This is a genomic window from Enterobacter cloacae complex sp. P16RS2 (assembly GCF_014982155.1).
In the GTDB taxonomy this organism is placed as follows: domain Bacteria; phylum Pseudomonadota; class Gammaproteobacteria; order Enterobacterales; family Enterobacteriaceae; genus Enterobacter; species Enterobacter cloacae_M.
The window spans coordinates 1-24,139 of sequence record NZ_JADCKW010000009.1 but is presented as its reverse complement, the minus strand read 5'-3'; the positions used below and the strand labels follow the sequence as shown (position 1 = coordinate 24,139).

General features: G+C 55.6%; 28 protein-coding genes and 1 pseudogene. 14 read left to right on the top strand and 15 right to left on the bottom strand.

The window, feature by feature from the left end:
* Positions 1-53: 53 nt before the first annotated feature.
* Genes flgJ through flgB form a run of 9 tightly spaced genes read right to left on the bottom strand, consistent with a single transcriptional unit; the run spans position 54 to position 7,266 of the window.
* On the bottom strand, positions 54-1,007 hold the full coding sequence (flgJ, locus tag INF68_RS05105) for a flagellar assembly peptidoglycan hydrolase FlgJ (protein WP_109844471.1): 954 nt from the start codon (positions 1,005-1,007) through the stop codon (positions 54-56).
* Positions 1,007-2,104 (bottom strand): flagellar basal body P-ring protein FlgI, encoded by a 1,098-nt coding sequence (locus INF68_RS05100; protein WP_029740346.1) that lies wholly within the window; start codon positions 2,102-2,104, stop codon positions 1,007-1,009. Before INF68_RS05100 ends, flgJ begins: the two co-directional genes overlap by 1 nt.
* Before the next feature lie 12 nt (positions 2,105-2,116).
* On the bottom strand, positions 2,117-2,815 hold the full coding sequence (gene flgH / locus INF68_RS05095) for a flagellar basal body L-ring protein FlgH (RefSeq protein WP_023311139.1): 699 nt from the start codon (positions 2,813-2,815) through the stop codon (positions 2,117-2,119).
* A 57-nt stretch (positions 2,816-2,872) separates the two neighbouring features.
* Entirely contained in the window at positions 2,873-3,655 is a 783-nt protein-coding gene (flgG, locus tag INF68_RS05090) for a flagellar basal-body rod protein FlgG (protein ID WP_008500810.1), read from the bottom strand.
* Between the two features lie 11 nt (positions 3,656-3,666).
* Positions 3,667-4,422, bottom strand: a complete 756-nt coding sequence (locus INF68_RS05085) for a flagellar basal body rod protein FlgF (RefSeq protein ID WP_023311138.1) — start codon at positions 4,420-4,422, stop codon at positions 3,667-3,669.
* A gap of 20 nt (positions 4,423-4,442) precedes the next feature.
* Complete coding sequence (flgE, locus tag INF68_RS05080; protein ID WP_023311137.1) at positions 4,443-5,693, bottom strand: flagellar hook protein FlgE; 1,251 nt, start codon at positions 5,691-5,693, stop codon at positions 4,443-4,445.
* Positions 5,694-5,719: 26 nt separating this feature from the next.
* The gene (flgD, locus tag INF68_RS05075; RefSeq protein ID WP_023615711.1) at positions 5,720-6,430 is read right to left on the bottom strand and encodes a flagellar hook assembly protein FlgD; all 711 of its coding nucleotides are present in this window, start codon (positions 6,428-6,430) and stop codon (positions 5,720-5,722) included.
* Positions 6,431-6,441: 11 nt separating this feature from the next.
* Positions 6,442-6,846, bottom strand: a complete 405-nt coding sequence (gene flgC / locus INF68_RS05070; RefSeq protein WP_008500814.1) for a flagellar basal body rod protein FlgC — start codon at positions 6,844-6,846, stop codon at positions 6,442-6,444.
* A 3-nt stretch (positions 6,847-6,849) separates the two neighbouring features.
* Positions 6,850-7,266: a flagellar basal body rod protein FlgB gene (gene flgB / locus INF68_RS05065; RefSeq protein WP_023311135.1), complete on the bottom strand. Its 417-nt coding sequence runs from the start codon at positions 7,264-7,266 to the stop codon at positions 6,850-6,852.
* Positions 7,267-7,423: 157 nt separating this feature from the next.
* Here flgB and flgA point away from each other — a divergent pair, with 157 nt between their 5' ends.
* The 3 genes from flgA (at position 7,424) to flgN (ending at position 8,900) form a co-directional block, all read left to right on the top strand.
* Positions 7,424-8,083 carry a flagellar basal body P-ring formation chaperone FlgA gene (flgA, locus tag INF68_RS05060; protein ID WP_023311134.1) on the top strand — a complete coding sequence of 220 codons (660 nt, stop codon included), beginning with the start codon at positions 7,424-7,426 and terminating at the stop codon, positions 8,081-8,083.
* 93 nt (positions 8,084-8,176) lie between these two features.
* The gene (flgM, locus tag INF68_RS05055) at positions 8,177-8,470 is read left to right on the top strand and encodes a flagellar biosynthesis anti-sigma factor FlgM (protein ID WP_023311133.1); all 294 of its coding nucleotides are present in this window, start codon (positions 8,177-8,179) and stop codon (positions 8,468-8,470) included.
* Positions 8,471-8,474: 4 nt separating this feature from the next.
* Positions 8,475-8,900: a flagella biosynthesis chaperone FlgN gene (flgN, locus tag INF68_RS05050; protein ID WP_008500818.1), complete on the top strand. Its 426-nt coding sequence runs from the start codon at positions 8,475-8,477 to the stop codon at positions 8,898-8,900.
* Positions 8,901-8,959: 59 nt separating this feature from the next.
* Here flgN and murJ read toward each other — a convergent pair whose 3' ends face one another.
* From murJ to rimJ, 4 genes are all read right to left on the bottom strand, one after another.
* The gene (gene murJ, locus INF68_RS05045) at positions 8,960-10,495 is read right to left on the bottom strand and encodes a murein biosynthesis integral membrane protein MurJ (protein WP_045357088.1); all 1,536 of its coding nucleotides are present in this window, start codon (positions 10,493-10,495) and stop codon (positions 8,960-8,962) included.
* A gap of 129 nt (positions 10,496-10,624) precedes the next feature.
* On the bottom strand, positions 10,625-11,548 hold the full coding sequence (locus INF68_RS05040; RefSeq protein WP_126786218.1) for a Gfo/Idh/MocA family protein: 924 nt from the start codon (positions 11,546-11,548) through the stop codon (positions 10,625-10,627).
* A gap of 2 nt (positions 11,549-11,550) precedes the next feature.
* Positions 11,551-12,207 carry a YceH family protein gene (locus tag INF68_RS05035; RefSeq protein WP_109844475.1) on the bottom strand — a complete coding sequence of 219 codons (657 nt, stop codon included), beginning with the start codon at positions 12,205-12,207 and terminating at the stop codon, positions 11,551-11,553.
* Positions 12,208-12,216: 9 nt separating this feature from the next.
* Complete coding sequence (gene rimJ, locus INF68_RS05030) at positions 12,217-12,801, bottom strand: ribosomal protein S5-alanine N-acetyltransferase (RefSeq protein WP_008500822.1); 585 nt, start codon at positions 12,799-12,801, stop codon at positions 12,217-12,219.
* Positions 12,802-13,037: 236 nt separating this feature from the next.
* Between rimJ and mdtH the strand changes: the two genes are divergently transcribed.
* The 9 genes from mdtH (at position 13,038) to INF68_RS04985 (ending at position 19,715) form a co-directional block, all read left to right on the top strand.
* Positions 13,038-14,246, top strand: coding sequence for a multidrug efflux MFS transporter MdtH (gene mdtH / locus INF68_RS05025; protein ID WP_126786219.1), 1,209 nt, complete (start codon positions 13,038-13,040; stop codon positions 14,244-14,246).
* A gap of 123 nt (positions 14,247-14,369) precedes the next feature.
* The gene (locus INF68_RS05020) at positions 14,370-14,930 is read left to right on the top strand and encodes a lipoprotein (protein WP_023311126.1); all 561 of its coding nucleotides are present in this window, start codon (positions 14,370-14,372) and stop codon (positions 14,928-14,930) included.
* A gap of 127 nt (positions 14,931-15,057) precedes the next feature.
* Complete coding sequence (pyrC, locus tag INF68_RS05015; RefSeq protein ID WP_023311125.1) at positions 15,058-16,104, top strand: dihydroorotase; 1,047 nt, start codon at positions 15,058-15,060, stop codon at positions 16,102-16,104.
* Between the two features lie 74 nt (positions 16,105-16,178).
* Positions 16,179-16,424 (top strand): DNA damage-inducible protein I, encoded by a 246-nt coding sequence (gene dinI / locus INF68_RS05010; protein WP_126786220.1) that lies wholly within the window; start codon positions 16,179-16,181, stop codon positions 16,422-16,424.
* A 273-nt stretch (positions 16,425-16,697) separates the two neighbouring features.
* A complete protein-coding gene (bssS, locus tag INF68_RS05005) occupies positions 16,698-16,952 on the top strand; it encodes a biofilm formation regulator BssS (RefSeq protein ID WP_008500827.1) in 255 nt (84 codons plus the stop codon).
* Positions 16,953-17,068: 116 nt separating this feature from the next.
* A complete protein-coding gene (gene solA / locus INF68_RS05000) occupies positions 17,069-18,187 on the top strand; it encodes an N-methyl-L-tryptophan oxidase (protein ID WP_109844482.1) in 1,119 nt (372 codons plus the stop codon).
* A gap of 60 nt (positions 18,188-18,247) precedes the next feature.
* Positions 18,248-18,361, top strand: coding sequence for a YceO family protein (locus tag INF68_RS04995; protein WP_032639612.1), 114 nt, complete (start codon positions 18,248-18,250; stop codon positions 18,359-18,361).
* 207 nt (positions 18,362-18,568) lie between these two features.
* Entirely contained in the window at positions 18,569-19,135 is a 567-nt protein-coding gene (locus INF68_RS04990) for a cytochrome b (RefSeq protein ID WP_126786221.1), read from the top strand.
* Between the two features lies 1 nt (position 19,136).
* The gene (locus tag INF68_RS04985) at positions 19,137-19,715 is read left to right on the top strand and encodes a YceI family protein (RefSeq protein WP_063928061.1); all 579 of its coding nucleotides are present in this window, start codon (positions 19,137-19,139) and stop codon (positions 19,713-19,715) included.
* A 41-nt stretch (positions 19,716-19,756) separates the two neighbouring features.
* Here INF68_RS04985 and INF68_RS04980 read toward each other — a convergent pair whose 3' ends face one another.
* The gene (locus INF68_RS04980; protein WP_039261862.1) at positions 19,757-20,806 is read right to left on the bottom strand and encodes a rhodanese-related sulfurtransferase; all 1,050 of its coding nucleotides are present in this window, start codon (positions 20,804-20,806) and stop codon (positions 19,757-19,759) included.
* A 221-nt stretch (positions 20,807-21,027) separates the two neighbouring features.
* On the opposite strand from INF68_RS04980, the gene INF68_RS04975 reads away from it, so the two are divergent.
* Entirely contained in the window at positions 21,028-21,954 is a 927-nt protein-coding gene (locus INF68_RS04975; RefSeq protein ID WP_126786222.1) for a Kdo(2)-lipid IV(A) acyltransferase, read from the top strand.
* A gap of 140 nt (positions 21,955-22,094) precedes the next feature.
* Entirely contained in the window at positions 22,095-23,312 is a 1,218-nt protein-coding gene (gene mdtG / locus INF68_RS04970) for a multidrug efflux MFS transporter MdtG (protein ID WP_126786223.1), read from the top strand.
* Between the two features lie 389 nt (positions 23,313-23,701).
* Here mdtG and INF68_RS23195 read toward each other — a convergent pair.
* Positions 23,702-24,139, bottom strand: a pseudogene (locus INF68_RS23195) (methyltransferase); the annotation flags it as partial.

Genomic DNA, 24,139 nt, shown 5'->3' with positions numbered 1-24,139 from the left:
GACACGAGTCCTGATGAAGGTTATCGGCAACCTCCACCGGGACTTGAGAACTTTCAGAACAGATTTTCAATATCTGTGCTATAGGCTTTGCTGACCTTCTCGCCCATGGATTTCAGCTGCTGGATCATGCTGGTGAGCTTGCGTGCATAGTTCGGGTCAGTCGCGTAGCCCGCGTTTTGTAAGGCCTGAGCGCCCTGCTCCGCCGTCGCCGCCTGCGTAACGGCGGTATAACGCGGATTGCGGCTCAGCAGGCCAACGTAGTCGGACAATGCTTCCAGATAGGAGCTGTAGACGCGGAATTTTGCTTTGACCTTCACCGCCGCACCGTTCTCGTATTCGGTGGTCGTGATCTCCGTTGTTGGCCCCTTCCAGCTGGAGGTGGCCTTCACGCCGAAGATGTTGAAGCTCGGATCGCCGTTTTCCTTGCGGATCTGACGCTGTCCCCAGCCCGACTCCAGCGCGGCCTGCGCCAGAATCAGGTGATGCGGCACGCCGCTCTGTTCGCTGGCGAGACGCGCGGGCAGAGAAAGCTGCGCCAGGAAGTCTTTGCTGTCACCGGAGAGCGGCTCATCGCCGCTGCCCGTGGCTTTTGGCATCGCTTTACGCACCATTTGCGTCAGAGCCTGGTTCTGATAACTGGTCACCGTTTCCAGGTCGAACTTCATCGGCACCTGCTGCGTCTGCTCCTGAGGCTGAATGCCCTGCGCGGCTTCGGTCTGTTTCGCAATCATGTCAGCCAGACCGAGGCCTTTACCGGCGGTCATCTGCTGCGCAATCTGCTGGTCATACATGCTGGTGTAGAGACGCGTTGAATCACTGCTGAACATCCCGTCTTTGGGCAGGGTTTCGCGCATGCTTTTCAGCATCATCTGTACAAACATCCCTTCCACCTGGCGGGCGACCGGGCGGATGTTCGCCGCCGGGTCTTTGCCTGCTTTGGTTTTCAGTTCGTTGAGCGACTGAGCGTCCCAGGCTGCACTGGTCAACAGTTTGCTATCGGTCAGCATTAGATGATTTCCAGTTTGGCGCGCAGGCAGCCCGCGCTTTGCATGGATTGCAGGATGGACATCAGATCCATCGGCGTTGCGCCCAGGGCGTTCAGGGCACGCACCACGCTGTTCAGGTTGGCGCTGGAGCGAACGCTCTGCAGTGAACCGCCGCTCTGACGCATGTCAATCTGCGTTTGTGGTGTTACCACCGTCTGACCGCCGCCAAATGGCGTATTCGGCTGGCTCACGTTCGCGGAGCGGTTTACCGTTACGGAGAGGTTGCCCTGCGCTACGGCACAGCTGTCCAGCGACACTTCCCGGTTCATGACCACCGAGCCGGTACGGGAGTTGATGATCACCTTGGCATCCTGAACCGGAACGTTCACTTCCATATTCTGGATATCTGCCAGCATGCGCACCTGGTTGCTGCTGCCGGTAGAGGTACGGATCTGCACGGTGCGCGCATCGAGTGCCGTTGCATTACCGTAGCCGCGGCTGCGGTTGATGGTATCGGCAATTTGCTGCGCCATCGTGAAGTCTTCATTATTAAGCTGTAGGTTGATGGTGTTGCCCGCGCCAAACTGGGTCGGCAGTTCACGCTCAATGATTGCACCGTTGGTGATACGTCCACCGTTCAGCTGGTTCACCTGCACGCTGCTTCCGCCTGCGGATGCCCCCGCACCGCCAACCAGAATGTTCCCCTGCGCCAGCGCATACACCTGGCTATCAACGCCTTTCAGCGGGGTCATCAGCAGCGTACCGCCGCGCAGGCTTTTGGCGTTACCCATTGAGGAGACCACCACGTCAATGGTCTGCCCCTGACGCGCAAACGCCGGGTAGGACGCGGTGACCATTACCGCGGCCACGTTTTTCAGCTGCATGTTGGTTCCCGCCGGCACGGTAATGCCGAGTTGGGAAAGCATGTTGTTCAGGCTTTGGGTGGTGAACGGCGTCTGGGTCGTCTGGTCACCGGTACCATCCAGACCAACCACCAGGCCATAGCCAATCAGGGAGTTTTCACGAACGCCCTGAACGCTGGTGAGGTCGCGAATACGGTCAGCCTGGGCAAACGTTGCCACCAGCGCGAGCGCCACGGCGAAGATCGATTTAAACATGGGTCACCTCGCTTACATCGGCGATAAATTAAGGAAGAAGCGCTGCAGCCAACCCATATTTTGCGCTTCATTGATATAGCCGTTCCCGACGTACTCAATGCGCGCATCCGCCACCTGGGTGGACGGAACGGTGTTGGTGCCGCTGATGGTGCGAGGGTTAACCACGCCCGAGAAGCGAATGAATTCAGTGCCCTGGTTGATGGCGATCTGTTTTTCACCCACAACGTGCAAGTTGCCGTTAACCAGTACCTGGTCAACCGTGACGGTCAGCGTACCGCTGAAGGTGTTGCTGGCGTTCGCGCCGCCTTTACCGTTAAAGGTATTGCCGCCAGAGGCCTCGACATCCGCACGGGCATTGCCGAACAGTCCCTGCAGGTAGCGCGGGACGGTATCGAAGCCAAAATTCGTTTTGCCATCGCGGCTGGCGTTCGCCGACGAGCTCTTGCTCGCGCTGACGTTTTCCTGCAGCACAATGGTCAATGTATCGCCGACGTTACGCGGGCGGCGATCTTCAAACAGCGGCTGATAGCCGTAATTAATCGGCTGCGCGGTCTGGAAAATGGAGCCGTTGACCACTGGCGCAGGGCCGGGAACGGGTTGGGCAGTCGTCGCACCCTGGACCAATGGTTTAGACGGGATCAAAGCACACCCGCTGAGGGTGACAGCCAGAACAGTCAGTATCGGATAACGAAACGCCGCGTTTTTTTGCATTGCCTTCATCTTCGAAAACAGGGAGCCGGCGCGGCGTTTACCGCACCGGGCTACACCTTAGAGTTGCGTCAGTTTCTGCAGCATCTGGTCGGTCGTCGACACTGCTTTACTGTTAATTTCATACGCGCGCTGGACCTGGATCATATTCACCAGCTCTTCCGCCACGTTCACGTTGGACGTTTCAACATAACCCTGGTACAGCAGACCCGCGCCGTTCAGGCCCGGGGTGCTCTCATTCGGCGTACCGGAGGATTGCGTTTCGGTGTAGAGGTTTTCACCAATGCTTTCCAGACCGGTATCGTTCATGAAGGTGGTCAGGTTGAGCTGCCCAACCTGAACCGGCGCGGCCTGTCCCTGCTGGGTCACGCTGACCACACCGTCACGTCCGATGGTGATGCTCAGGGCGTTCGCCGGGATAGTAATCGCAGGCTGAACCTGGAAACCGCCCGCCGTCACCAGCTGGCCGTTCTGATCGACCTGGAACGAACCGTCGCGGGTATAGGCCGAGGTCCCGTCAGGCAGTTGCACCTGGAAGAAGCCCTGGCCTTTGATTGCTACGTCTTTACTGTTGTTGGTCTGAGACAGGTTGCCCTGGCTGTGCAGACGCTCGGTAGCCACCGGGCGAACGCCGGTACCAATCTGCAGGCCCGACGGCAGCGTCGTCTGTTCAGAAGACTGCGCGCCCGGCTGACGGATGGTTTGATAAAGCAAATCTTCGAAAACGGCACGCTGACGCTTGAAACCATTGGTGCTCACGTTTGCCAGGTTGTTGGCAATCACGTCCATATTGGTTTGCTGGGCGTCCAGGCCAGTTTTCGCGATCCATAAAGAACTGATCATAAGGAGTCCTGTTAACTCATAGCCAGAAGTTGGTTAGCTTTGCCCGCGTTTTCATCCACGCTGCTGATGATCTTCATCTGCATTTCAAAACGACGGGCGCTGGCAATCATGTCGCTCATAGCGGCTACCGGCTTGACGTTGCTGCCTTCCAGAACGCCGGACATCACACGGATGCTCGGATCGGCCTGTAACGTGGCACCGCGCGTCGCCTGCGCCGCCTGGGTCAGACGGAACATGCCGTCGTCGCCGCGCTGCACCTCTTTGCCTTCCGCTTTAACCAGCTTCAGACGTCCGACGGGTGCAACGGTGTTGGCCGGATCGCCCGGGTTCAGCGCCGAAATGGTGCCGTCCGCGGCGATAGTCAGCTCAGAGCCTTCCGGCACGGTCAGCGGACCCGCTTCCCCCATAACCGGATGCCCCTGAATCGTCAGCTGGCCCGTCGCGCTCACCTGGATATTGCCGTTACGGGTATAGCCTTCGCTGCCGTCGGCCGTTTGCACCGCCAGCCAGCCGTCCTGCTGCAGGGCAACGTCCAGCGGGCGCGAGGTGTAGTCCATCTGCCCTGGCGTCATATCTGCGCCAGGGGTTGATGCCGTCACCAGCGTACGGGTCGGCAGGGACAGCCCTTCAACCGGCACCGCGCGCAGCGCGTTAAGCTGCGCGCGAAAGCCCGGCGTAGAGGCGTTTGCCAGGTTGCTGGCGGTAACGGCCTGCTGATTGAGCGTCTGACTTGCCGCGCCCATCGCGGTATATATTGCGTGATCCATTGCGCTTTCCTGTTAGCCGCTTAACGCAGGTTAACCAGCGTGTTGAGGATCTGGTCCTGGGTTTTGATGGTCTGCGCGTTCGACTGATAGTTACGCTGCGCGACGATCATGTTCACCAGTTCTTTACTCATATCCACGTTGGAAGCCTCCAGCGCGCCGTTGGTCAGCTTGCCGAAGTTACCGGTGCCTGCGGTACCCAGCAGCGCCACGCCGGAGGACTGTGTGGCAGACCAGACGTTGTCGCCTTCCGATTTCAGGCCTTCGTTGTTGGCGAAGTTTGCCAGCACGATCTGCCCCAGAACCTGAGACTGTTCGTTAGAGTAGCTTCCCACCACGGTGCCATCGTCGTTGATCTGGTAGCTCACCAGGTCGCCAGGCTTGTAGCCGTTCTGATTGGTTGCCACAACGCTGTTTGCACCGGTGTTCTGCTGCATGGAGTTCTGGAAGCTCAGGGAGAAGGTCGCCGCCGTCGCACCGCTGACAGAACCCGTGGTGATGTTAATGGCCGGCGTGGCGTTTGGCGTTGCGCTCAGTACACCCGCAGCGTCGTAGTTGTAGACACCCGCCAGGTTACCGTTCGCATCAAAGTTCATTTGCGCCGCTTTTGCCGCTGTTGAACCCGCAACGCTGCCGTCCTGAGTATAAAGATCCCATTTATTGTTGGCCGTCTTCACGTAGTAGACGTACATGTTGTGGGCGTTACCCTGGCTGTCGAATACGGTCACGGTCCCTTTTTTGTTATAGGTGTCCGGGTTGGTCGCATCGAACGGGGCAGTTTGAACAGGATCGGTTGAGTTCAGGTTGATCTGCTGCGTCGCGGTGGTGGTTGATTTCGCCGCCATCAGGGTGTTCGGGATAGTAATCGCCTGAGGGTTCGCACCGGTCTGAACGGTTGGAGGCGTTCCGGCTGCCGGGTAGCCCGTCAGCTGCATGCCCTGCATGTTAACCAGCGTACGGTTTTCGTCCAGCTTGAACTGGCCGTTACGGCTGTAGAACACTGAACCGTTGGAATCGACCATACGGAAGAAGCCGTTCTGGCTGATAGCAACGTCCAGACCACGACCGGTGTTAGTGGTGGTGCCGTCGGTAAAGTCCTGAGTGATGCCCGCAACTTTCACGCCCAGGCCGACTTTGGAACCGGCAAACATGTCCGCAAATGAAGCAGAACCGGATTTAAAACCATAGGTCGCGGAGTTGGCGATGTTGTTGCCAATGACGTCCAGGTTGGTGGCCGCAGCATTCAGGCCGCTGACCGCTTGAGAAAAGGCCATGACTTACTCCTGATAAGTGTTAAGGCTTAGATAATCTGCCGAACTTCGTCGAGTGTGGTGGAACCAGAGGTTCCCAAATCCAGTTTGTTGCCGTCGCTTCCTTTAATCACGCCCTGGACCAGCGCGAACTGCAGCGGCTGCGCCACCAGCTGGGTTGTCCCGTTGCTGGCGCTGATCGCTACTTTGTAAGAACCGTTTGGTGCTTTAGTGCCGTCGGTCAGGCTGCCATCCCACGTAAAGGTGTGAACGCCCGCCTTCAGCTCGCCGATATCAATGGTGCGCACGACCGTGCCGTTGCTGTCGGTAATGGTGGCAGTAACTTTCTCCGCCGCCTGCTGCAACTCAACGCCAAACGGCGTGGTGGTCGTTGTGGTGTTGCCTTCGGTGGTGCTGGTGCCCGCCAGAATCGTGGTTCCCGGGATCATCACCCCGTGGCCAATCAGGCTTGCCGCCTGCAGAGACTGGGCGCTGTTAATCTGCCCGGAGACGGAGCCGAGGGTGGTGTTGAGTTTCTCAATGCCGCTAACGGTGCTGATCTGCGCAAGCTGCGTGGTCAGTTCGTTGTTCTGCATTGGGTTGGTGGGATCCTGGTTCTTAAGCTGCGCCACCAGCAGCGTCAGAAAGCTGCCCTGAAGATCGGCGGCATTGCTCCCGGTGAGGGAGTTAGAACCCGTTGTACTCTTCGTGTTATTAACACCCGAGTTCGTAGGATCATTCACATTTACGGCGATGGACATGCATGTCTCCTTTACTGGCCGAGAGTGAGCGTTTTGAGCATCATGCTCTTCACGGTATTAAGCACTTCGACGTTGGCCTGGTAGCTACGGGAAGCCGACATGGAGTTCACCATCTCACCTACCACATCCACGTTTGGCATTTTTACGTATCCGCTGGCATCCGCGAGCGGGTTACCCGGCTCATACACCAGCCTGTCCGGCGCCTGGCTCTCTACCACATCAGACACCTTCACGCCGCCCGTCGCCGCGCCCGGCGCAGCATCGACCTGAAAGACAACCTGTTTGGCACGATAAGGCTGGCCGTCTGGTCCGGTTACGCTGTCGGCGTTCGCCAGGTTACTGGCAGCCACGTTCAGGCGTTTGGACTGCGCGGTTAACGCCGAACCGGCAATATCAAAAATATTCAACAAGGCCATCTATCAGTTCCCCCCCTGCAGGACGTTCATCATGCCTTTGATTTGTCCGCCGAGTACGGTCAGGCCCGTCTGGTATTTCAGACTGTTATCGGCAAACTGCGTACGCTCCCGGTCCATATCCACGGTGTTACCGTCGAGTGAGGGCTGATCGGGAATGCGATAAAGTAAATCGGTCGCTGGCGCGGTCATCGCCTGAGCAGGAATATGGCGAGAGGATGTCATGGCAAGTGCAACACCCGTTCCTTCGGCACGTCCACGCTCCATCACCTTTTTGAGTTCACTGGAAAAATCAATATCGCGCGCCTGAAACCCTGGGGTATCGGCGTTAGCGATGTTGGCGGCTAAAATCTCCTGCCGCTGGGCGCGTAAATTGAGCGCTTCCTGCTGAAAACGTAACGCGGCGTCGAGTTTATCGAGCATGTCTCCTCCGCTGATGGCAAAATTTCAGTTCACAGCTTAAATCTCACCCGGTCTCCCCTATCGACGGAATAAGCGCAAAATGCGTCGCTATTTATTGCGTTGATGCAAAACCACTGCAGGTAGAATTCATTCAACTCTGGAAACGGTGGAACTTGCGATGCAAACGTTAAAACGTGGCCTGGTGGCAACTTTCTTGCTGTTTAGCCCTCTGGTGCAGGCTGAAGGCTTACAGGATCGGCTGACGGCTTTTTTTGCTGAAAAGCTGGCGGGCTTTAGCGATGAGGTTAACGTTACCGTGCGCACCCCACCGAATCTGTACCCGACCTGTGACCAACCGTCATTCAGCGTGACGGGAACCACCCGGCTGTGGGGAAATGTGAACGTGCTGGCACGCTGTGCGAACGAAAAACGCTATTTACAGGTTGCAGTTCAGGCGACGGGCAATTATGTTGTCGCCGCCGTACCCATTGCGCGCGGCAGCGTGCTGCAGACGAACAGCGTGACGTTAAAACGCGGCCGTCTGGATCAGCTGCCTCCACGCACCATGCTGGAAATGAACCAGGCACAGGACGCCGTCAGCCTGCGCGATGTCGCCCCCGGCCAGCCGATACAGCTCTCAATGCTGCGTCAGTCATGGCGGGTAAAAGCGGGTCAACAGGTGATGGTAGTGGCCAACGGAGATGGCTTTAGCATCAACAGTGAAGGGAAAGCGTTAAATAATGCCGCGGTGGCGCAAAACGCCCGCGTCAGAATGTCCTCAGGCCAGGTGGTGAGCGGAACCGTTGATTCTGATGGGAATATTCTGATTAACCTATAATCTTTTTAAAGATTTCGCGGCGCGTGCCGATAAATATTCCACTAATGATGATGTCAGGCGCAAACGCCGCGAACCCTCGATGAGGACAACACTATGAGCATTGATCGTACATCAGCCCTGAAGCCGGTAAGCGCTGTACAACCTCGCGAAACGAATGACGCTCCTGCGCAGAAAACGCGTCTGGAAAAACCGTCAACGTCCAACAGCACCAGCGTTACCCTGAGCGACGCGCAGGCGAAACTGATGCAGCCAGGCAGCAACGATATCAATATGGAACGTGTTGAAGCGCTGAAAACGGCTATTCGTAACGGTGAGCTGAAAATGGACACCAGCAAGATTGCTGATGCCCTGATTCAGGAAGCACAGAGTTTCTTACAGAGTAACTAACCGTATGAGTCGACTGTCAGAAATACTGGATCAAATGACGGTTGTTCTTAACGACCTGAAAACGGTAATGGACGCTGAACAGCAGCATCTCTCTTCCGGTCACATCAACGGCAGCGCGCTGCAGCGTATTACTGAAGATAAGAGTTCGCTACTGGCGACGCTGGATTATCTGGAGCAACAGCGCCGCGCTGAGCAGGATCCTAAGCGTAGCGCCAATGACGATATTATTGAGCGCTGGCAAACCATTACCGAAAAAACCCAGCACCTGCGCGACCTTAACCAGCACAACGGCTGGCTACTGGAAGGTCAGATTGAGCGTAATCAGCAGGCGCTTGAGGTATTGAAACCGCATAAAGAAACCGGACTGTACGGTGCGGATGGTCAAACAGCGACTGCGCGTATTGCGGGAGTTAAAAAGATTTCGATTTGACGCCTGGGCGACAAATCATGCAGCGGGGAGCACCATAAGGTGAACTCCCCTTTTGGCGTTTATGCCGTACGGCGGGCAAACTCTTTCACTTTGAACCCCAGCACCGCGAGCGTGGCAAAGTAAGCCACGACCCCGACGCCTACCACGGCCATCAGCCGCATCAGACGATAAGGCATAGTGCCGAGGGACCACTCCGGCATCACGTACATCATGCCGAGAAGCGCCGCCGACATCACCAGTACCGCAACGATCAGACGTACCAGGAAACTTCCCCACCCCGGCTGCGGCGTAAAGATATCTTGCTTGCGCAGCTGCCAGTACAGCAGCCCGGCATTCAGACAGGCCGCCAGACCAATAGACAGCGACAGGCCAGCATGCTTCAGCGGACCAATAAACGCCAGGTTCATCAGCTGGGTCATAATCAGAGTCACGATGGCAATTTTCACCGGCGTTTTGATGTCCTGACGCGAGTAGAACCCGGGCGCCAGCACCTTGACGACGATCAGCCCCATCAAGCCGACCGAGTAGGCAATCAGCGCGCGCTGGGTCATGGCGGCATCAAAGGCGGTGAATTTCCCGTACTGGAAGAGCGACACCGTCAGCGGTTTAGCCAGAATACCCAGCGCCACCGCGCTCGGCAGGGCCAGCAGGAAGCAGAGACGTAAACCCCAGTCCATCAGGCGGCAATATTCATCATGGTTGCCGCTGGCAAAACTTTTCGACAGCGACGGCAGCAGGATGGTCCCCAGCGCCACGCCCAGCACCCCGGACGGGAACTCCATCAGACGGTCAGCGTAGTACATCCAGGAAACCGAGCCGGACACGAGGAAAGAGGCAAAGATGGTGTTAATGATAAGCGAGATCTGGCTGACGGAGACGCCGAGAATGGCGGGCCCCATCTGCCTGATCACGCGCATCGCCCCGGCATCTTTGAGATTGATGCGCGGCAGCACCAGCATGCCGATTTTTTTCAGATGCGGCAGCTGGTACGCCAGCTGCAGCACGCCGCCGACGGTAACCGCCCAGGCCAGCGCCAACACCGGCGGGTTGAAGTGCGGCGCGGCGAACAGGGCAAAACCGATCATGCTGACGTTGAGAAACGTTGGCGCAAACGCCGGAACAGAGAAGCGGTTCCAGGTGTTCAGGATCGCCCCCACCAGCGAGGCCAGCGAGATGAGCAGAATATAGGGGAAAGTAATGCGCAGCAGCTGAGAGGTCAGCGCAAATTTGTCAGCCGTATCGGCAAAACCGGGCGCGGTCACCATAATCACCCACGGTGCGGCCAGCATCCCGAGTACGGTCACCACCGCCAAAGCCAGCGTCAGCAGCCCGGAAACATAAGAAACAAAGACGCGCGTCGCGTCTTCACCCTGCTTGCTTTTATATTCCGCCAGAATGGGCACGAATGCCTGGGAAAACGCCCCTTCAGCAAAAATACGACGCAGCAGATTTGGCAGTTTGAACGCGACGAAAAAGGCGTCCGTGGCCATCCCTGCACCAAATACCCTTGCCACAATGGCGTCGCGCGCAAAACCCAGCACGCGGGAAAACATGGTCATCGAGCTGACGGCCGCCAGCGATTTTAATAAGTTCATTAACGTGAATTTCCAGAACCATACGGATTTCCAGGACGGGCAAGCGTAAGCGCCACCCGGCAAAGCCTACAAGCGGCGCTTAGTCTACCCGGATTTCAACGAATTACTATCCGCAGATGTTACAGCGAGTTATTCGCTCATGGCATCGCGCCAGAGCCTTTCCACAATGCGCTGCGCCATAATGGCCTGCTCGCCGGACGTTTCGGGAACCGTCTGATTTTGCACGCAGGTGATAAAGTGGCGGGCGCATCCTGCGAAACCGCGCTGCTCGAGGGTGCTCTGCCAGCCCGGTGCCGGGAGCGTCACCACGCCGTTGCCCTTCTCTTCCCGCCACTCGCGCATGTCCGTAATGTCATACAGCGCGCCCTCGGTCACCGCCTGCACGGATTCACGCTGGCTTCCCGCACGACGGTGCATGCTGGTGGTAATCTGAAGATGCTCAACGGCGAAGTGGTGCTCCGCGTAGACCATCTCCCCCTGGTCATTCGTTAACAGGGTACCGCTTTTCAGCAGCGCTTCGCCGTTGCTCAGCCACAGCGCCGTATCCACAACGTGCAGATAATCATCCAGAAGGGTGAAGCGCAGATCGTTCGGCCCGATGCTGTCGGTGCGGTGCTTATCCATCCGCAGCGAGGCGAGCGTGTTCGACTGCGCCTTCAGCTGCTGGTAAAGCGGCGCGAAGCGGCGGTTGAAGCCCACCATCAGCGTCAGTTTTTTGCGCGCGGCCAGCTCAATCAGCCGTTCGGCATCCTGAACATTTTCCGCCAGCGGCTTATCCACGCAGACGTGAACCCCCAAATTGAGCAACTCGCTCACCACCTGATAGTGGGTTGCCGTTGAGGTATGCACAAAGACCGCATCACACTCGCGGGCCAGATCCTGCAGGGAGGCGGCATACGGAATGCGCCAGGTTTCGCAGATACGTTCTGCCTTTTCTCGGGTGGGTGACCATGCCCCTTGCAGGGTCCAGTCCGTCGCCGCACCTAATACAGGCAGCCAGGCTTTTTGCGCGATGCCGCCGAGCCCCACCACGCCAACGCGTAATTTTTTCACCGTCAGTCTCCCAGATGTGCCAGCAATGCATCCAGGCGCTGTTTCAGCCCGGCGACCTCGTCTTCCAGCGCCTCTACGCGCGCGGCAAGAGTGTCATTGCTTGCTGAGGATCCCGCGTCGCTCTCCGCGGTAACGGTAGCGACATCGACGTCGCCGCTGAACAGGTGCATATAGCGGCTTTCACGTTTACCCGGCTCGCGCGCCAGACGCACCACGTATGGGCCGTCTTCGCGAGAAGCTAGCCCTTCCAGGGTCTGCTCAACTTCCTGCATATCGCAGAACTCATGCATGCGGGAAGCGCGCGTGCGCAGTTCCCCCGGCGTCTGCGCCCCACGCAGCAACAGCGTGGTGATGACCGCCACTTCCGCACTGCTCAGCTTCAGGTCGCCAAATTCAGAGTTACAGAAGCGCTGTTCGTATTTGGTAACGCGGTTGCCGAAGCCGCTGACGGTGCGCAGATAGTGGCGTTTAACCAACGCATCCAGCACGTCCTGAACCTCATGCTCGCTGAGGTTCATCACCGGCTCGCGGTTGGTCTTCTGGTTGCAGGCCATGGTTACGGCGTTGACGGAGAGCGGATACTGCTCCGGCGTGGTGACCTGTTTTTCGAGTAAGCACCCAATCACGCGCGCTTCTGTACCGTTTAGCTGATACTTCATCTTTTCTCCTTAACGACCTGCGGTCCAGTCCCGGGTGGTTAACGCCGTCAGAACGTGGTCGCGCCACTCTCCGTCTATCAGCAGATAGTCTTTGGCGTAACCCTCTTTCTCGAACCCTAAGCGCGCCAGCAAATTGCCGCTGCGCTGATTATGCGGCATATAGTTCGCCATGATGCGATGGATATGCTGCGTGCGTTGCATATAGCGGATCGCCACCGTTAACGCCTCGTACATCAGCCCCTGCCCCTGCCATTTCTGGCCGATGGAGTAGCCAAGGTAGCAGGCGTGAAACGACCCGCGCACCACGTTTGAAAAATTGGCGATCCCGATAATCTCTTTCTCTTCAGGATCCAGCAGCGCGAAATAAAACGCGCTGCCCTGCTTGTGAAATTCCGTAATCATACTGAGGCGCGCCTGCCAGCCGGAAGGGTAACAATGGCTCTCATCCCGAACGGGTTCCCAGGGTTTTAAAAACTGGCGATTCTCGGCGTAATAATCCGCCAGACGCCAGGCATCACGCTCATGCACCAGACGAACGACCAGCCTGTCCGTTGTCAGACGCACTTTTGGCACATTACTGCGATAGCCAAACATCGATACCACTCCTTCCCGTCACTTCTGCTTGCCCATTAGCTTTACTATACCTGCGCCTGCGCCGTCTGTGAAAACAGTGACATACCATTTTGCCCTCTTTTCATTATTTTCGATGAGAACTCTCTATCAAAGCACCCTTTTGATAAAAAAATATTGTCACGCCCAGGGGTGGGAAAAAACGCGGCGACACCGCAGAATGTTAGCGTGCTCATCTTCTTATTTTCCCTGGAGGGAAAATGTCCCGCGTATCACAGGCCAGGAGCCTGGGTAAATATTTCCTGCTCGTCGATAACATGCTGGTCGTGCTCGGCTTTTTTGTCGTTTTTCCATTGATATCGATCCGCTTTGTCGATCAGATGGGCTGGGCGGCATTAATGGTTGGGATTGCCCTGGGGTTACGCCAGTTTGTCCAGCAGGGCCTGGGCGTCTTTGGCGGGGCCATCGCTGACCGCTTTGGCGCTAAACCGATGATCGTTACCGGTATGCTGCTGCGCGCGGCAGGTTTTGCCACGATGGCGGTCGCTCAGGAGCCCTGGCTGCTCTGGTTCTCCTGTTTCCTCTCCGGTATCGGCGGCACGCTGTTCGATCCGCCGCGCACCGCGCTGGTGGTGAAGCTTATTCGCCCCCAGCACCGCGGCCGTTTCTTCTCGATTCTGATGATGCAGGACAGTGCCGGGGCGGTTGTCGGCGCCCTGCTGGGAAGCTGGCTGCTGCAGTATGACTTCCGACTGGTCTGCGCCGCTGGGGCGGTGCTTTTTATTCTGTGCGCGCTGTTTAATGGCCTGTTCCTGCCCGCCTGGAAACTGTCGACGGTCAAAGCGCCGGTCCGGGAAGGGCTTGGCCGCGTCCTGCGCGACAAACGTTTTGTCACCTATGTGTTGACCCTGACGGGATACTACATGCTGGCTGTGCAGGTCATGCTGATGCTGCCGATCATTGTTAACGACATTGCGGGCACGCCTGCAGCCGTTAAATGGATGTACGCCATCGAAGCCTGCCTGTCGTTAACGCTGCTTTATCCGATTGCCCGCTGGAGCGAACGGCGTTTTCGTCTGGAGCATCGCCTGATGGCCGGGCTGTTCCTGATGACGCTGAGCATGATGCCGATCGGTCTGGTGAACTCTCTCCAGCAGCTGTTTACGCTGATTTGCACGTTCTATATTGGCTCAATCATCGCCGAGCCTGCCCGTGAAACGCTGAGCGCCTCGCTTGCAGATGCGCGTTCGCGCGGCAGCTATATGGGTTTCAGCCGGCTGGGGCTGGCGCTTGGCGGCGCATTAGGTTACGCCGGTGGCGGCTGGTTGTTTGATGCCGGCAAAGCGTTTAACCAGCCCGAACTCCCGTGGATGATGCTCGGCGCGGTGGGCTTTATGACGCTCCTTGCCCTGTGGTGGCAGTTCAGCCAGAAACGCAGCGCGAGCGGGATGCTCGAACCTGGCGCGTAGCCTTTCCCTCGGGCGGGAGCTACTCCCGCCCCACTTCTCAGTTTTTTCTGCTGGTTTCTGCCATTTCACACTGACATACTGGCGTAACAGGACAGAAGCGCCGATTTTTCGTTGAGGAACACTATGAAGAAAATTGTCTTTGCCGCGGCATTAGTTGTCAGCGGCCTGCTGGTTGGCTGTAACCAGCTCACGCAATATACCGTCAGTGAACAGGAAATTAATCAGGCGCTGGAAAAACATAACAATTTCTCGAAAGACATTGGCGTGCCGGGACTGGCGGACGCGCATATCGTCCTTACGAACCTGACCAGCCAGATTGGACGTGAAGAGCCAAACAAAGTCACCCTGGCCGGTGATGCGGATCTCGATATGTCATCACTCTTTGGCAATCAGAAGGCAAACATCAAGCTCAAGCTGAAAGCTCTACCCGTTTTTAACAAAGAGAAAGGGGCAATTTTCCTGCAGGAGATGGAAGTCGTCGATGCGCAGGTGTCGCCGGACAAGATGGCGCCGGTTCTGCAAACCCTGATGCCCTATCTCAACCAGTCGCTGCGAAATTACTTTAACCAGCAGCCCGCGTACGTCTTAAGCGAAGACAAAAGCAAGGGTGAAGCTCTGGCGAAAAAATATGCAAAAGGTATAGAGGTGAAACCGGGAGAAATTATCATTCCTTTCACCGATTAACCTCAAGGGCGCTGCGGCGCCCTTTTTTTTTACGGAAAAGTGTGCAAACGAAAACGTTTCCGCTTATGATTTGTGTCCGGCAAAAACAGCCATCCTTATGACTGATTCCTGACAAGCCGGAGCTTCCATGACTGCACAACCCCAGGTTCTTAAAATCCGCCGCCCTGACGACTGGCATATCCATCTGCGTGATGGCGATATGCTGAAAACCGTCGTGCCTTATACCAGCGAAATTTATGGCCGCGCGATTGTCATGCCTAACCTGGTTCCACCAGTCACCACCGTCGATGCCGCGATAGCCTATCGCCAGCGCATCCTGGATGCCGTCCCTGCGGGACACGATTTTACCCCGTTGATGACCTGCTATCTTACCGACTCGCTGGATCCGAACGAAGTGGAGCGCGGGTTTAACGAAGGCGTATTTACGGCGGCGAAACTCTACCCGGCAAATGCCACCACCAACTCCAGCCACGGCGTCACCAGCATTGATGCCATCATGCCGGTTCTGGAACGTATGCAGAAACTGGGCATGCCGCTGCTGGTCCATGGTGAAGTCACGCATGCCGAGATTGACATCTTCGACCGTGAAGCCCGTTTTATCGAGACCGTGATGGAGCCTCTGCGCCAGCGTCTGCCCGCGCTTAAAGTGGTCTTTGAGCATATCACCACCAAAGACGCGGCAGAGTATGTGCGCGACGGTAACGATCTTATCGCCGCGACCATTACGCCACAGCACCTGATGTTTAACCGTAACCACATGCTGGTTGGCGGGGTGCGTCCTCACCTGTACTGTCTGCCTATTCTCAAGCGCAACATCCACCAGCAGGCGCTGCGCGAGCTGGTTGCCAGCGGGTTCTCCCGCGCGTTCCTCGGCACCGATTCCGCCCCTCACGCCCGCCACCGCAAAGAGGCAAGCTGCGGCTGTGCAGGCTGCTTCAACGCCCCAACGGCACTGGCCAGCTACGCGACCGTCTTTGAAGAGATGAACGCGCTCGAACATTTTGAAGCGTTCTGCTCCCTTAACGGCCCGCGTTTCTACGGCCTGCCGGTCAACGACACGTTCATCGAACTGGAGCGTAAAGCGAGCCACGTTGAGGAGTCCATTGCACTGACGGATGACACGCTGATCCCATTCCTGGCGGGCGAAACCGTTAACTGGACGGTAAAACGTTAAAAAATCAATGCCCCTTGTTGTCAAACCGACAACATACCTGTATAAATAAACAGTATATTACACAGGGGGCATTTATGCGTATTGAAGTCACCATAGCCAAAACAACTGTTCTACCTGCCGGCGCGCTTGATGCACTGGCAGGCGAATTATCCCGCCGTATTAACAACACCTTTCCCGACAACGCGGGTGCCGTAACGGTGCGTTACGCCGCGGCGAACAACCTCTCCGTCATTGGTGCTGCGAAAGAAGATAAAGATCGCATCAGCGATATCCTGCAGGAAACGTGGGAAAGCGCAGACGACTGGTTTATCACAGATTAACACTGCTCCCTCATTGTGTTTTTTGCCGGGTCGCCCCGGCTTTTTTTTGTCTAAAAATCCTGCAAGTTCAAATTAATTCGGCATCTTCTTTAAAAATCGTGAACGAGATGGTGTTTTATTGTTCGAACAATCCTAAAAAGCAGAAAAATGTGTTGCCACCTGTTTATTTTTCCCGTTGGAACCCTTATTACTTGGTATACTGAAGATGCTTTCAGAAAAACATGCATTGAACCTCAAAGCCGTTGTCTTCTAACACGCATTAAGGGGGTTATAATGGAAAAGAATAGTGAAGTGATCCAGACCCATCCACTGGTTGGCTGGGATATCAGTACCGTAGATAGCTACGATGCGCTGATGCTGCGTTTGCACTACCAGACCCCGAATCAACTCAACCGTGAAGAAGCGGAAGTTGGACAGACGCTGTGGCTAACAACAGACGTCGCCCGTCAGTTTATTTCTATTTTAGAGGCAGGTATTGCAAAAATAGAATCTGGCGACTATCAGGAAAATGAGTATAAACGGCACTAAGCTTATGCCCACTTTTCTCTCTACAGGCACCCTCGCGGTGCCTTATTTATTTCTCCCTTGTCTAACCCCGCGTTGTTAATTACTCTGCTAACAAAACATCAGTTTACGAGATGCATATGAGATACGACTTAATCATTATTGGTAGCGGCTCCGTGGGTTCCGCCGCCGGTTATTACGCAACACAGGCAGGCCTGAAGGTCCTGATGATCGATGCCCACCTTCCTCCTCATTCGGAGGGCAGCCATCATGGCGATACCCGTCTCATGCGCCATGCATATGGAGAGGGCGAGCGCTATGTGCCGCTGGTGCTTCGCGCCCAGACGCTGTGGGATGAACTGGCGACACAGACCGAAGAGCGTATTTTCGAGCGTACCGGCGTTATCAACCTGGGCCCGGCCCAGTCTGAATTTCTCGCAGGCGTCGAGCGCAGCGCGAAAGCCTTTAATCTGGACGTTGAGAAGCTGGACGCGACCGGCATTACCGCGCGCTGGCCTGAAATTACCGTCCCGGAGGATTACATTGGCCTCTATGAAGCCCACTCCGGCGTGCTGCATTGTGAAACGGCGATCAAAACCTGGATCGATCTTGCCGCGAAGGCCGGCTGTGCGCAGCTGTTTAACTGTCCGGTGGAGGCCATCACCCATGACGAGAATGGCGTCACGGTAACGACTCTTGACGGCGACTATTCAGCGTCCCGCCTGCTCGTCAGCGCAGGAACCTGGGTCACGCGCCTGCTGCCGGAACTGCCGATCCAGCCGGTGCGCAAGGTCTTCTCCTGGTTCCAGTCGGATGGTCGCTACAGCGCGCAGAATAAATTCCCGGCCTTCACCGGAGAACTGCCGAATGGCGATCAGTTCTACGGTTTCCCTTCCGAGAAAGACGCGCTGAAAATCGGTAAACATAACGGTGGCCAGGCTATCGCCTCTCCTGACGAGCGTAAACCCTTCGGCGCCTTCCCACAGGATGGTTCGGAAGCCTTCTCGTTCCTGCGCACTATTCTTCCGGGCGTCGGTGGCTTGCTGTATGGCGCGGCCTGTACCTACGACAACACCCCGGATGAAGACTTTATCATTGATACGCTGCCCGGGCATGACAACGTCCTGCTGATTACCGGGCTGAGCGGCCATGGCTTTAAGTTCGCGTCCGTGCTGGGCGAGATCGCCGCACAGTTTGCCCAGGGCATCGCGCCGCAGTTTGATCTGACGCCCTTCTCACTCTCGCGTTTTAACGGATAATCCGCCACGGGCTCCGGAGGTTTCGGGGCTCGTTTCATTCACACTGCATTACGGGGCGTTATGCGCAGGATCGTTAACTTTCTGATGAATAATATTCGCGAGCATTTCATGCTCTACATCTTATTGTGGGCGCTGCTGGCCATTATTGACTTTGTTTACATTGTATTTTACTGAAAAGCCTTACTGACAATAATTGACGTTAATTTATCTTTATTGAAGCTCACCATTTCGCTTGCACGAAGAGATTGAATTAGCTTTAGCGATCCTTTTCAAAATTGCTGAAATAAATAAAATAAAAATTAATAGACAATTATTTCAGTTGCAATATCCCGCCTTCCCGTTCATTTTTACTTTCCGGTTAATTTGAAAATGGACATTCTGATGCAATTGCGTAACTCCTCCCGGCGCTACGGAATAATATCCATAGGTTTGCACTGGATATTTGCTATTGCCGTCTACGGTATGTTTGGACTTGGACTCTGGATGGTCACGCTCAGCTATTACGACGGCTGGTATCACCAGGCACCGGAGTTACATAAAAGCATTGGCGTTCTCCTGATGCTGGGTCTGGTTTTTCGCGTGATCTGGCGACATATTTCCCCGCCGCCCGCCGCGCCGAAGACCCACGGCAAAATGACCCGCCTGAGTGCCGTTGCCGCGCATGTCGCGCTCTATGCCCTGCTCTTCGCCATTCTGATTAGCGGCTACCTTATCTCGACGGCGGACGGTAAGCCGATTAACGTTTTTGGCCTGTTCGAGGTTCCGGCAACGCTTAGCGATGCTGGGACGCAGGCCGACACGGCGGGGGTTGTTCACCTCTGGCTTGCCTGGAGCGTCGTGATCCTGTCCGTGCTGCACGGGTTTGCCGCCCTCAAACACCATTTTATTGATAAAGACGATACGCTAAAGCGCATGCTTGGCCGCTCGTCAGTTGACTCTGGAGCATAAAATGAAAAAACACCTGCTGGGTATCGCCCTGGGTTCTCTGTTATTCACCGCCGGTTCCGCCGTGGCGGCGGATTATAAGATTGATAAAGAGGGCCAGCACGCTTTCGTCAATTTCCGTATTCAGCACCTCGGTTACAGCTGGCTGTACGGGACCTTTAAGGATTTTGACGGCACGTTCACCTTTGACGAGAAAAATCCTGCCGCCGACAAGGTCAGCGTGACCATTAATACTAACAGCGTGGATACCAATCATGCTGAACGTGATAAACATTTGCGCAGCGGAGAATTCCTCAATGTCGGGAAATATCCACAGGCTACTTTCACCTCCACGGAAGTGAAAAAAGAGGGTGATAAGCTGAATATTACCGGCAACCTGACGCTTAACGGCGTAACAAAACCGGTCACGCTTGATGCTAAATTACTGGGTCAGGGTGACGATCCGTGGGGCGGTAAACGCGCAGGTTTTGAAGCGGCGGGTAAAATTCACCTGAAAGATTTTAATATCACAACGGATTTAGGTCCGGCGTCTCAGGACGTTGAGCTGATTATTTCCGTTGAAGGTGTACAGCAGAAATCATAATAGATTCGCCCGGCAGGCTTTCGCCGTGCCGGGCGTTATTATCATTCCGGGTCAGGGATACCCAGTTTGGTATTCAGACGGCCGCGTGATTTATTGAAAATCTTGTTGCCGTTTTCACGTCCTGCGCGACGGCGACGCTGCTCTTCTTCCGGCAGGATGCTCTCTTCGCTGCACAGTTCGCTACAGCAGCCGTTAAACTTCTCGGCACAGGCCGGGCACTGAATGAACAGCAGATGACACCCGTCGTTTTTGCAGTTGGTGTGGGTATCGCACGGTGCGCCGCACTGGTGGCACTGAGCAATAACGTCTTCCGAGATACGCTCACCCATACGCTCGTCAAAGACAAAGTTTTTCCCGATAAAGCGCACCGGTAAACCCTGCTCGCGGGCGCGGCGGGCGTACTCGATAATGCCGCCTTCAATATGCCAGACCTTATTAAAGCCGTTGTGCTTCATCCACGCGCTGGCTTTCTCACAGCGGATACCGCCGGTGCAGTACATAACGATCTTTTTATCTTTATGTTCCTGCATCATCTCAACCGCTTTGGGCAGCTGCTCGCGGAAGGTGTCGGCCGGGATTTCCATCGCGTTCTCGAAATGCCCCACTTCGTACTCATAGTGGTTACGCATATCAATGAACACGGCATCCGGATCGTCCAGCATCGCATTCACTTCCGCGGCCTTCAGATATTCACCGACATCCGCCGGGTTAAACTCGGGATCGTCGATACCGTCCGCCACGATGCGCTCACGCACCTTCATGCGCAGCACCCAGAAGGATTTCCCGTCATCGTCCAGAGCAATGTTCAGACGCAAGCCGTCGAGGGCCGGATCGAACTGATAAAGCACGTCGCGGAAGGCGCTGACTTTGCTTTCCGGTACGCTAATTTGCGCGTTAATGCCTTCACGGGCAAGGTAGACGCGGCCGAAGACATTCAGGGCCGTGAACGCCTGATAAAGCGCATCGCGGGTCGCCTGCGGATCGTCGATCGTGAAGTATTTATAGAAAGAGATGGTTGTGCGCGGTTCGGTTTCAGCCAACATACGCGCTTTCAACATCTCATTCGACACGCGGTTGTGTAACACTGGCATGGTGTACAGTCCTAGAATCGTTAGAGAGAATTAAAAATCGGTCGGCATCATATAGCAAACAAAACCAATTTACATCCACACAATTTACGCTACATTTCACACACCCTGATTAATCAGGCTTAACAATTGCTGTATTCGTGCACGCTTCGAAAGCAGATATTTTGGCTATGTCTCAAAAAATGAGACACTAGCAAAACAGGACGTTTGAACACAGGAAAGACATGACCCAGTTACCAAAATTTACTGCCGCCCTTTTGCATCCCCGCTATTGGTTGACCTGGCTTGGCATCGGCTTTTTATGGCTTCTGGTACAGCTTCCCTACCCTGTTATTTTTCGGTTGGGTAAATTTCTGGGCCGTTTCGCACAGCTGTTTATGAAGCGTCGCGCCAGAATTGCGTACCGCAATCTTGAGCTCTGTTTTCCGCAGATGAGCGAGCCAGAGCGTCACGATATGGTCGCGAAGAATTTCGAATCCGTCGGGATGGGGCTTATGGAGACCGGCATGGCGTGGTTCTGGCCGGACAAACGCATGGCCCGCTGGAGCGAGGTGACGGGAACCGGCATGGAGCCTGTGCATACGCTTCAGGCCAACCAGACGGGCGTTTTGCTGATCGGCGTCCATTTCCTGACGCTGGAAATCGGGGCGCGCATGTTCGGCATGCAGGCGCCGGGCATTGGCGTTTATCGTCCTAACGATAACCCGGTCATCGATTTAATCCAGACCAACGGCCGCATGCGCTCCAACAAAAGCATGATCGACCGTAAGGATCTGAAGGGGATGATCCGCGCGCTGAAATCCGGCGAAGTGGTCTGGTATGCCCCCGACCACGACTATGGCCCACAGGCCAGCGTATTTGTCCCCTTCTTCGCCGTTGAAGAGGCCGCCACAACGACCGGTACCTGGATGCTGGCGCGCATGTCCAAAGCCGCCATCGTGCCCTTTGTTCCCCGCCGTAAGCCGGATGGTTCAGGCTACGAGCTGATGATGCTGGAGCCGGAACTCGCGCCGCCGCTTGACGATGCAGAAACCACCGCGCGCTGGATGAACAGCATTGTGGAGAAATGTATCATGCTGGCACCCGAGCAGTACATGTGGCTGCACCGCCGCTTTAAAACGCGGCCACAAGGCACGCCGTCCCGCTATTAATCCTCATGCGGTCCTCAGGGCCGCATGCCGTTTTAGCTTTAAAAGCTCCTCGTCATTGCGGCAATCATAACCCCGGCGCATAATTAGCAGGCTTATTACTTTATACTTCAGGTGCTCTGCACCTCATTATGCGGATAGTTATGTCACCCTCAGATGCCCCCATAAACTGGAAGCGTAACCTCGCGGTTGCGTGGCTTGGCTGTTTTCTTACCGGCGCGGCCTTTAGCCTGGTTATGCCCTTCCTGCCGCTCTACGTCGAACAGCTAGGCGTGACGGGCCACAGCGCGCTCAATATGTGGTCCGGTCTGGTATTCAGCATCACGTTTCTCTTTTCCGCGATGGCCTCGCCCTTCTGGGGTGGCCTTGCCGATCGCAAGGGGCGTAAAATTATGCTGCTGCGTTCGGCGCTGGGGATGGCCATTATCATGGCGCTGATGGGCGTGGCGCAGAACGTCTGGCAGTTTCTGATCCTGCGCGCGCTGCTGGGCCTGTTGGGTGGATTTATTCCCAACGCGAATGCCCTGATTGCCACGCAAATTCCCCGCCATAAAAGCGGCTGGGCGCTGGGCACGCTCTCAACCGGTGGCGTGAGCGGTGCTCTGCTTGGACCGCTGGCCGGGGGATTACTGGCGGATAACTACGGCCTGCGCCCGGTCTTCTTTATCACCGCCAGCGTGTTGTTCCTGTGCTTTATCGTCACCCTGCTCTGTATCCGGGAAAACTTCACGCCTGTCGCCAAAAAAGAGATTCTCCACGCCAGAGAGGTGCTGACCTCGCTCAAAAATCCCAGACTGGTGCTGAGCCTGTTCGTGACGACAATGATTATCCAGGTGGCTACCGGGTCGATTGCCCCTATTCTGACGCTGTACGTTCGCGACCTGGCGGGTAACGTCAGCAATATTGCGTTCATCAGCGGGCTGATTGCCTCCGTGCCCGGCGTGGCGGCGCTGCTGAGCGCCCCGAGGCTCGGAAAACTGGGAGACCGGGTGGGTCCGGAAAAAATCCTGATCTGCGCGCTGGTGATCTCCGTCCTGCTGCTTATCCCGATGGCGACGGTGCAAACGCCATGGCAGCTGGGCGTCCTGCGCTTTTTGCTGGGAGCCGCCGACGGCGCGTTGCTTCCCGCCGTACAGACCCTGCTGGTTTACAACTCCACGAACCAGATTGCCGGGCGTATTTTCAGCTATAACCAGTCATTCCGCGATATCGGTAACGTCACCGGACCGCTGCTCGGAGCCGGGTTCTCCGCCAGCCTCGGTTTTCGCGCCGTCTTTATCGTGACGGCGGGCGTCGTGTTATTCAATGCCATTTATTCATGGTTCAGTTTATCCCGCGCGCTGCGGCCCGTGACGGAATAAGACGAACGCCTGACAGCTTATTTTCGCATTCATACTTGCAGAATCTTATATTCAGCTATTCTTTCCCTGAAACCTTCTGGAAAACAGGGAGACACCAATGACTATGTACGCCACGCTGGAAGCAGTGTAAAGTGAAATACATCTGAAATTTGTGTCGTTTTAGCCCACACAGATTCTCCCACAAATCACTTTTGTATCGTTCCTTTCAGCCTTGTAGCAGGATAATTTGAGTTGTTACGTATATTGGCAATTTCTTGTTTTATCCGGTCGATTTCTCCCAGTACTCTCATCGCTTCCCTTAAATTCTTACGTAACTTCTGCTTCTGTTCGTCTGTAAGATCTTGTATTTTCATGATTCGTATCTATCTATGGATGTACTTACCTTACAATTAAAAGTTTGTACCGTCATAATCCACACAAACGCTCTCACAGATTACCTTCGTACCGTTCCATTCGTCCTTGTAGATACTGGTATCAATCCCTACCCCAGGTTGAAACGTGTACCCTGTATCATTAACAAACTTCTGGTACTTGGCTGTCTGTACTGTAGCGTCATAGTACCTATGGCCTGAGTACTTAAACCCTGCTGAACCTTGCGGTACTATCCATACCCCATATGATGAGAAAGTGCTCGCATGTTCAATCACCTTGTATTCGAATTCTGAGCCTGTATAACGGCCTGTATACACTTCTGATGTGTCGATCTTACCGAAAGGTGGATTGCCGTAGGCAACGTCATAGAAACGGTCTGGGGTGTACTGGAGAGCGTCACCAATGATCCATTCTGCCTCTGGTAGTACCCTCTTCCTGAAGTGGCACACTGAATT

Bases quoted from the DNA above. Each gene is read 5' to 3' on its own strand.
- INF68_RS05085 (WP_023311138.1), bottom strand. From the start codon at position 4,422: ATGGATCACGCAATATATACCGCGATGGGCGCGGCAAGTCAGACGCTC.
- flgM (WP_023311133.1), top strand. From the start codon at position 8,177: ATGAGCATTGATCGTACATCAGCCCTGAAGCCGGTAAGCGCTGTACAA.
- INF68_RS04980 (WP_039261862.1), bottom strand. From the start codon at position 20,806: ATGCCAGTGTTACACAACCGCGTGTCGAATGAGATGTTGAAAGCGCGT.
- flgG (WP_008500810.1), bottom strand. From the start codon at position 3,655: ATGATCAGTTCTTTATGGATCGCGAAAACTGGCCTGGACGCCCAGCAA.
- mdtG (WP_126786223.1), top strand. From the start codon at position 22,095: ATGTCACCCTCAGATGCCCCCATAAACTGGAAGCGTAACCTCGCGGTT.
- flgH (WP_023311139.1), bottom strand. From the start codon at position 2,815: ATGCAAAAAAACGCGGCGTTTCGTTATCCGATACTGACTGTTCTGGCT.
- INF68_RS04995 (WP_032639612.1), top strand. From the start codon at position 18,248: ATGCGCAGGATCGTTAACTTTCTGATGAATAATATTCGCGAGCATTTC.
- bssS (WP_008500827.1), top strand. From the start codon at position 16,698: ATGGAAAAGAATAGTGAAGTGATCCAGACCCATCCACTGGTTGGCTGG.
- INF68_RS05035 (WP_109844475.1), bottom strand. From the start codon at position 12,207: ATGAAGTATCAGCTAAACGGTACAGAAGCGCGCGTGATTGGGTGCTTA.
- flgC (WP_008500814.1), bottom strand. From the start codon at position 6,846: ATGGCCTTGTTGAATATTTTTGATATTGCCGGTTCGGCGTTAACCGCG.
- INF68_RS05020 (WP_023311126.1), top strand. From the start codon at position 14,370: ATGAAGAAAATTGTCTTTGCCGCGGCATTAGTTGTCAGCGGCCTGCTG.
- pyrC (WP_023311125.1), top strand. From the start codon at position 15,058: ATGACTGCACAACCCCAGGTTCTTAAAATCCGCCGCCCTGACGACTGG.
- rimJ (WP_008500822.1), bottom strand. From the start codon at position 12,801: ATGTTTGGCTATCGCAGTAATGTGCCAAAAGTGCGTCTGACAACGGAC.
- flgA (WP_023311134.1), top strand. From the start codon at position 7,424: ATGCAAACGTTAAAACGTGGCCTGGTGGCAACTTTCTTGCTGTTTAGC.
- dinI (WP_126786220.1), top strand. From the start codon at position 16,179: ATGCGTATTGAAGTCACCATAGCCAAAACAACTGTTCTACCTGCCGGC.
- flgE (WP_023311137.1), bottom strand. From the start codon at position 5,693: ATGGCCTTTTCTCAAGCGGTCAGCGGCCTGAATGCTGCGGCCACCAAC.
- INF68_RS04975 (WP_126786222.1), top strand. From the start codon at position 21,028: ATGACCCAGTTACCAAAATTTACTGCCGCCCTTTTGCATCCCCGCTAT.
- flgJ (WP_109844471.1), bottom strand. From the start codon at position 1,007: ATGCTGACCGATAGCAAACTGTTGACCAGTGCAGCCTGGGACGCTCAG.
- INF68_RS05100 (WP_029740346.1), bottom strand. From the start codon at position 2,104: ATGTTTAAATCGATCTTCGCCGTGGCGCTCGCGCTGGTGGCAACGTTT.
- INF68_RS04985 (WP_063928061.1), top strand. From the start codon at position 19,137: ATGAAAAAACACCTGCTGGGTATCGCCCTGGGTTCTCTGTTATTCACC.
- solA (WP_109844482.1), top strand. From the start codon at position 17,069: ATGAGATACGACTTAATCATTATTGGTAGCGGCTCCGTGGGTTCCGCC.
- flgN (WP_008500818.1), top strand. From the start codon at position 8,475: ATGAGTCGACTGTCAGAAATACTGGATCAAATGACGGTTGTTCTTAAC.
- flgB (WP_023311135.1), bottom strand. From the start codon at position 7,266: ATGCTCGATAAACTCGACGCCGCGTTACGTTTTCAGCAGGAAGCGCTC.
- mdtH (WP_126786219.1), top strand. From the start codon at position 13,038: ATGTCCCGCGTATCACAGGCCAGGAGCCTGGGTAAATATTTCCTGCTC.
- INF68_RS04990 (WP_126786221.1), top strand. From the start codon at position 18,569: ATGCAATTGCGTAACTCCTCCCGGCGCTACGGAATAATATCCATAGGT.
- murJ (WP_045357088.1), bottom strand. From the start codon at position 10,495: ATGAACTTATTAAAATCGCTGGCGGCCGTCAGCTCGATGACCATGTTT.
- flgD (WP_023615711.1), bottom strand. From the start codon at position 6,430: ATGTCCATCGCCGTAAATGTGAATGATCCTACGAACTCGGGTGTTAAT.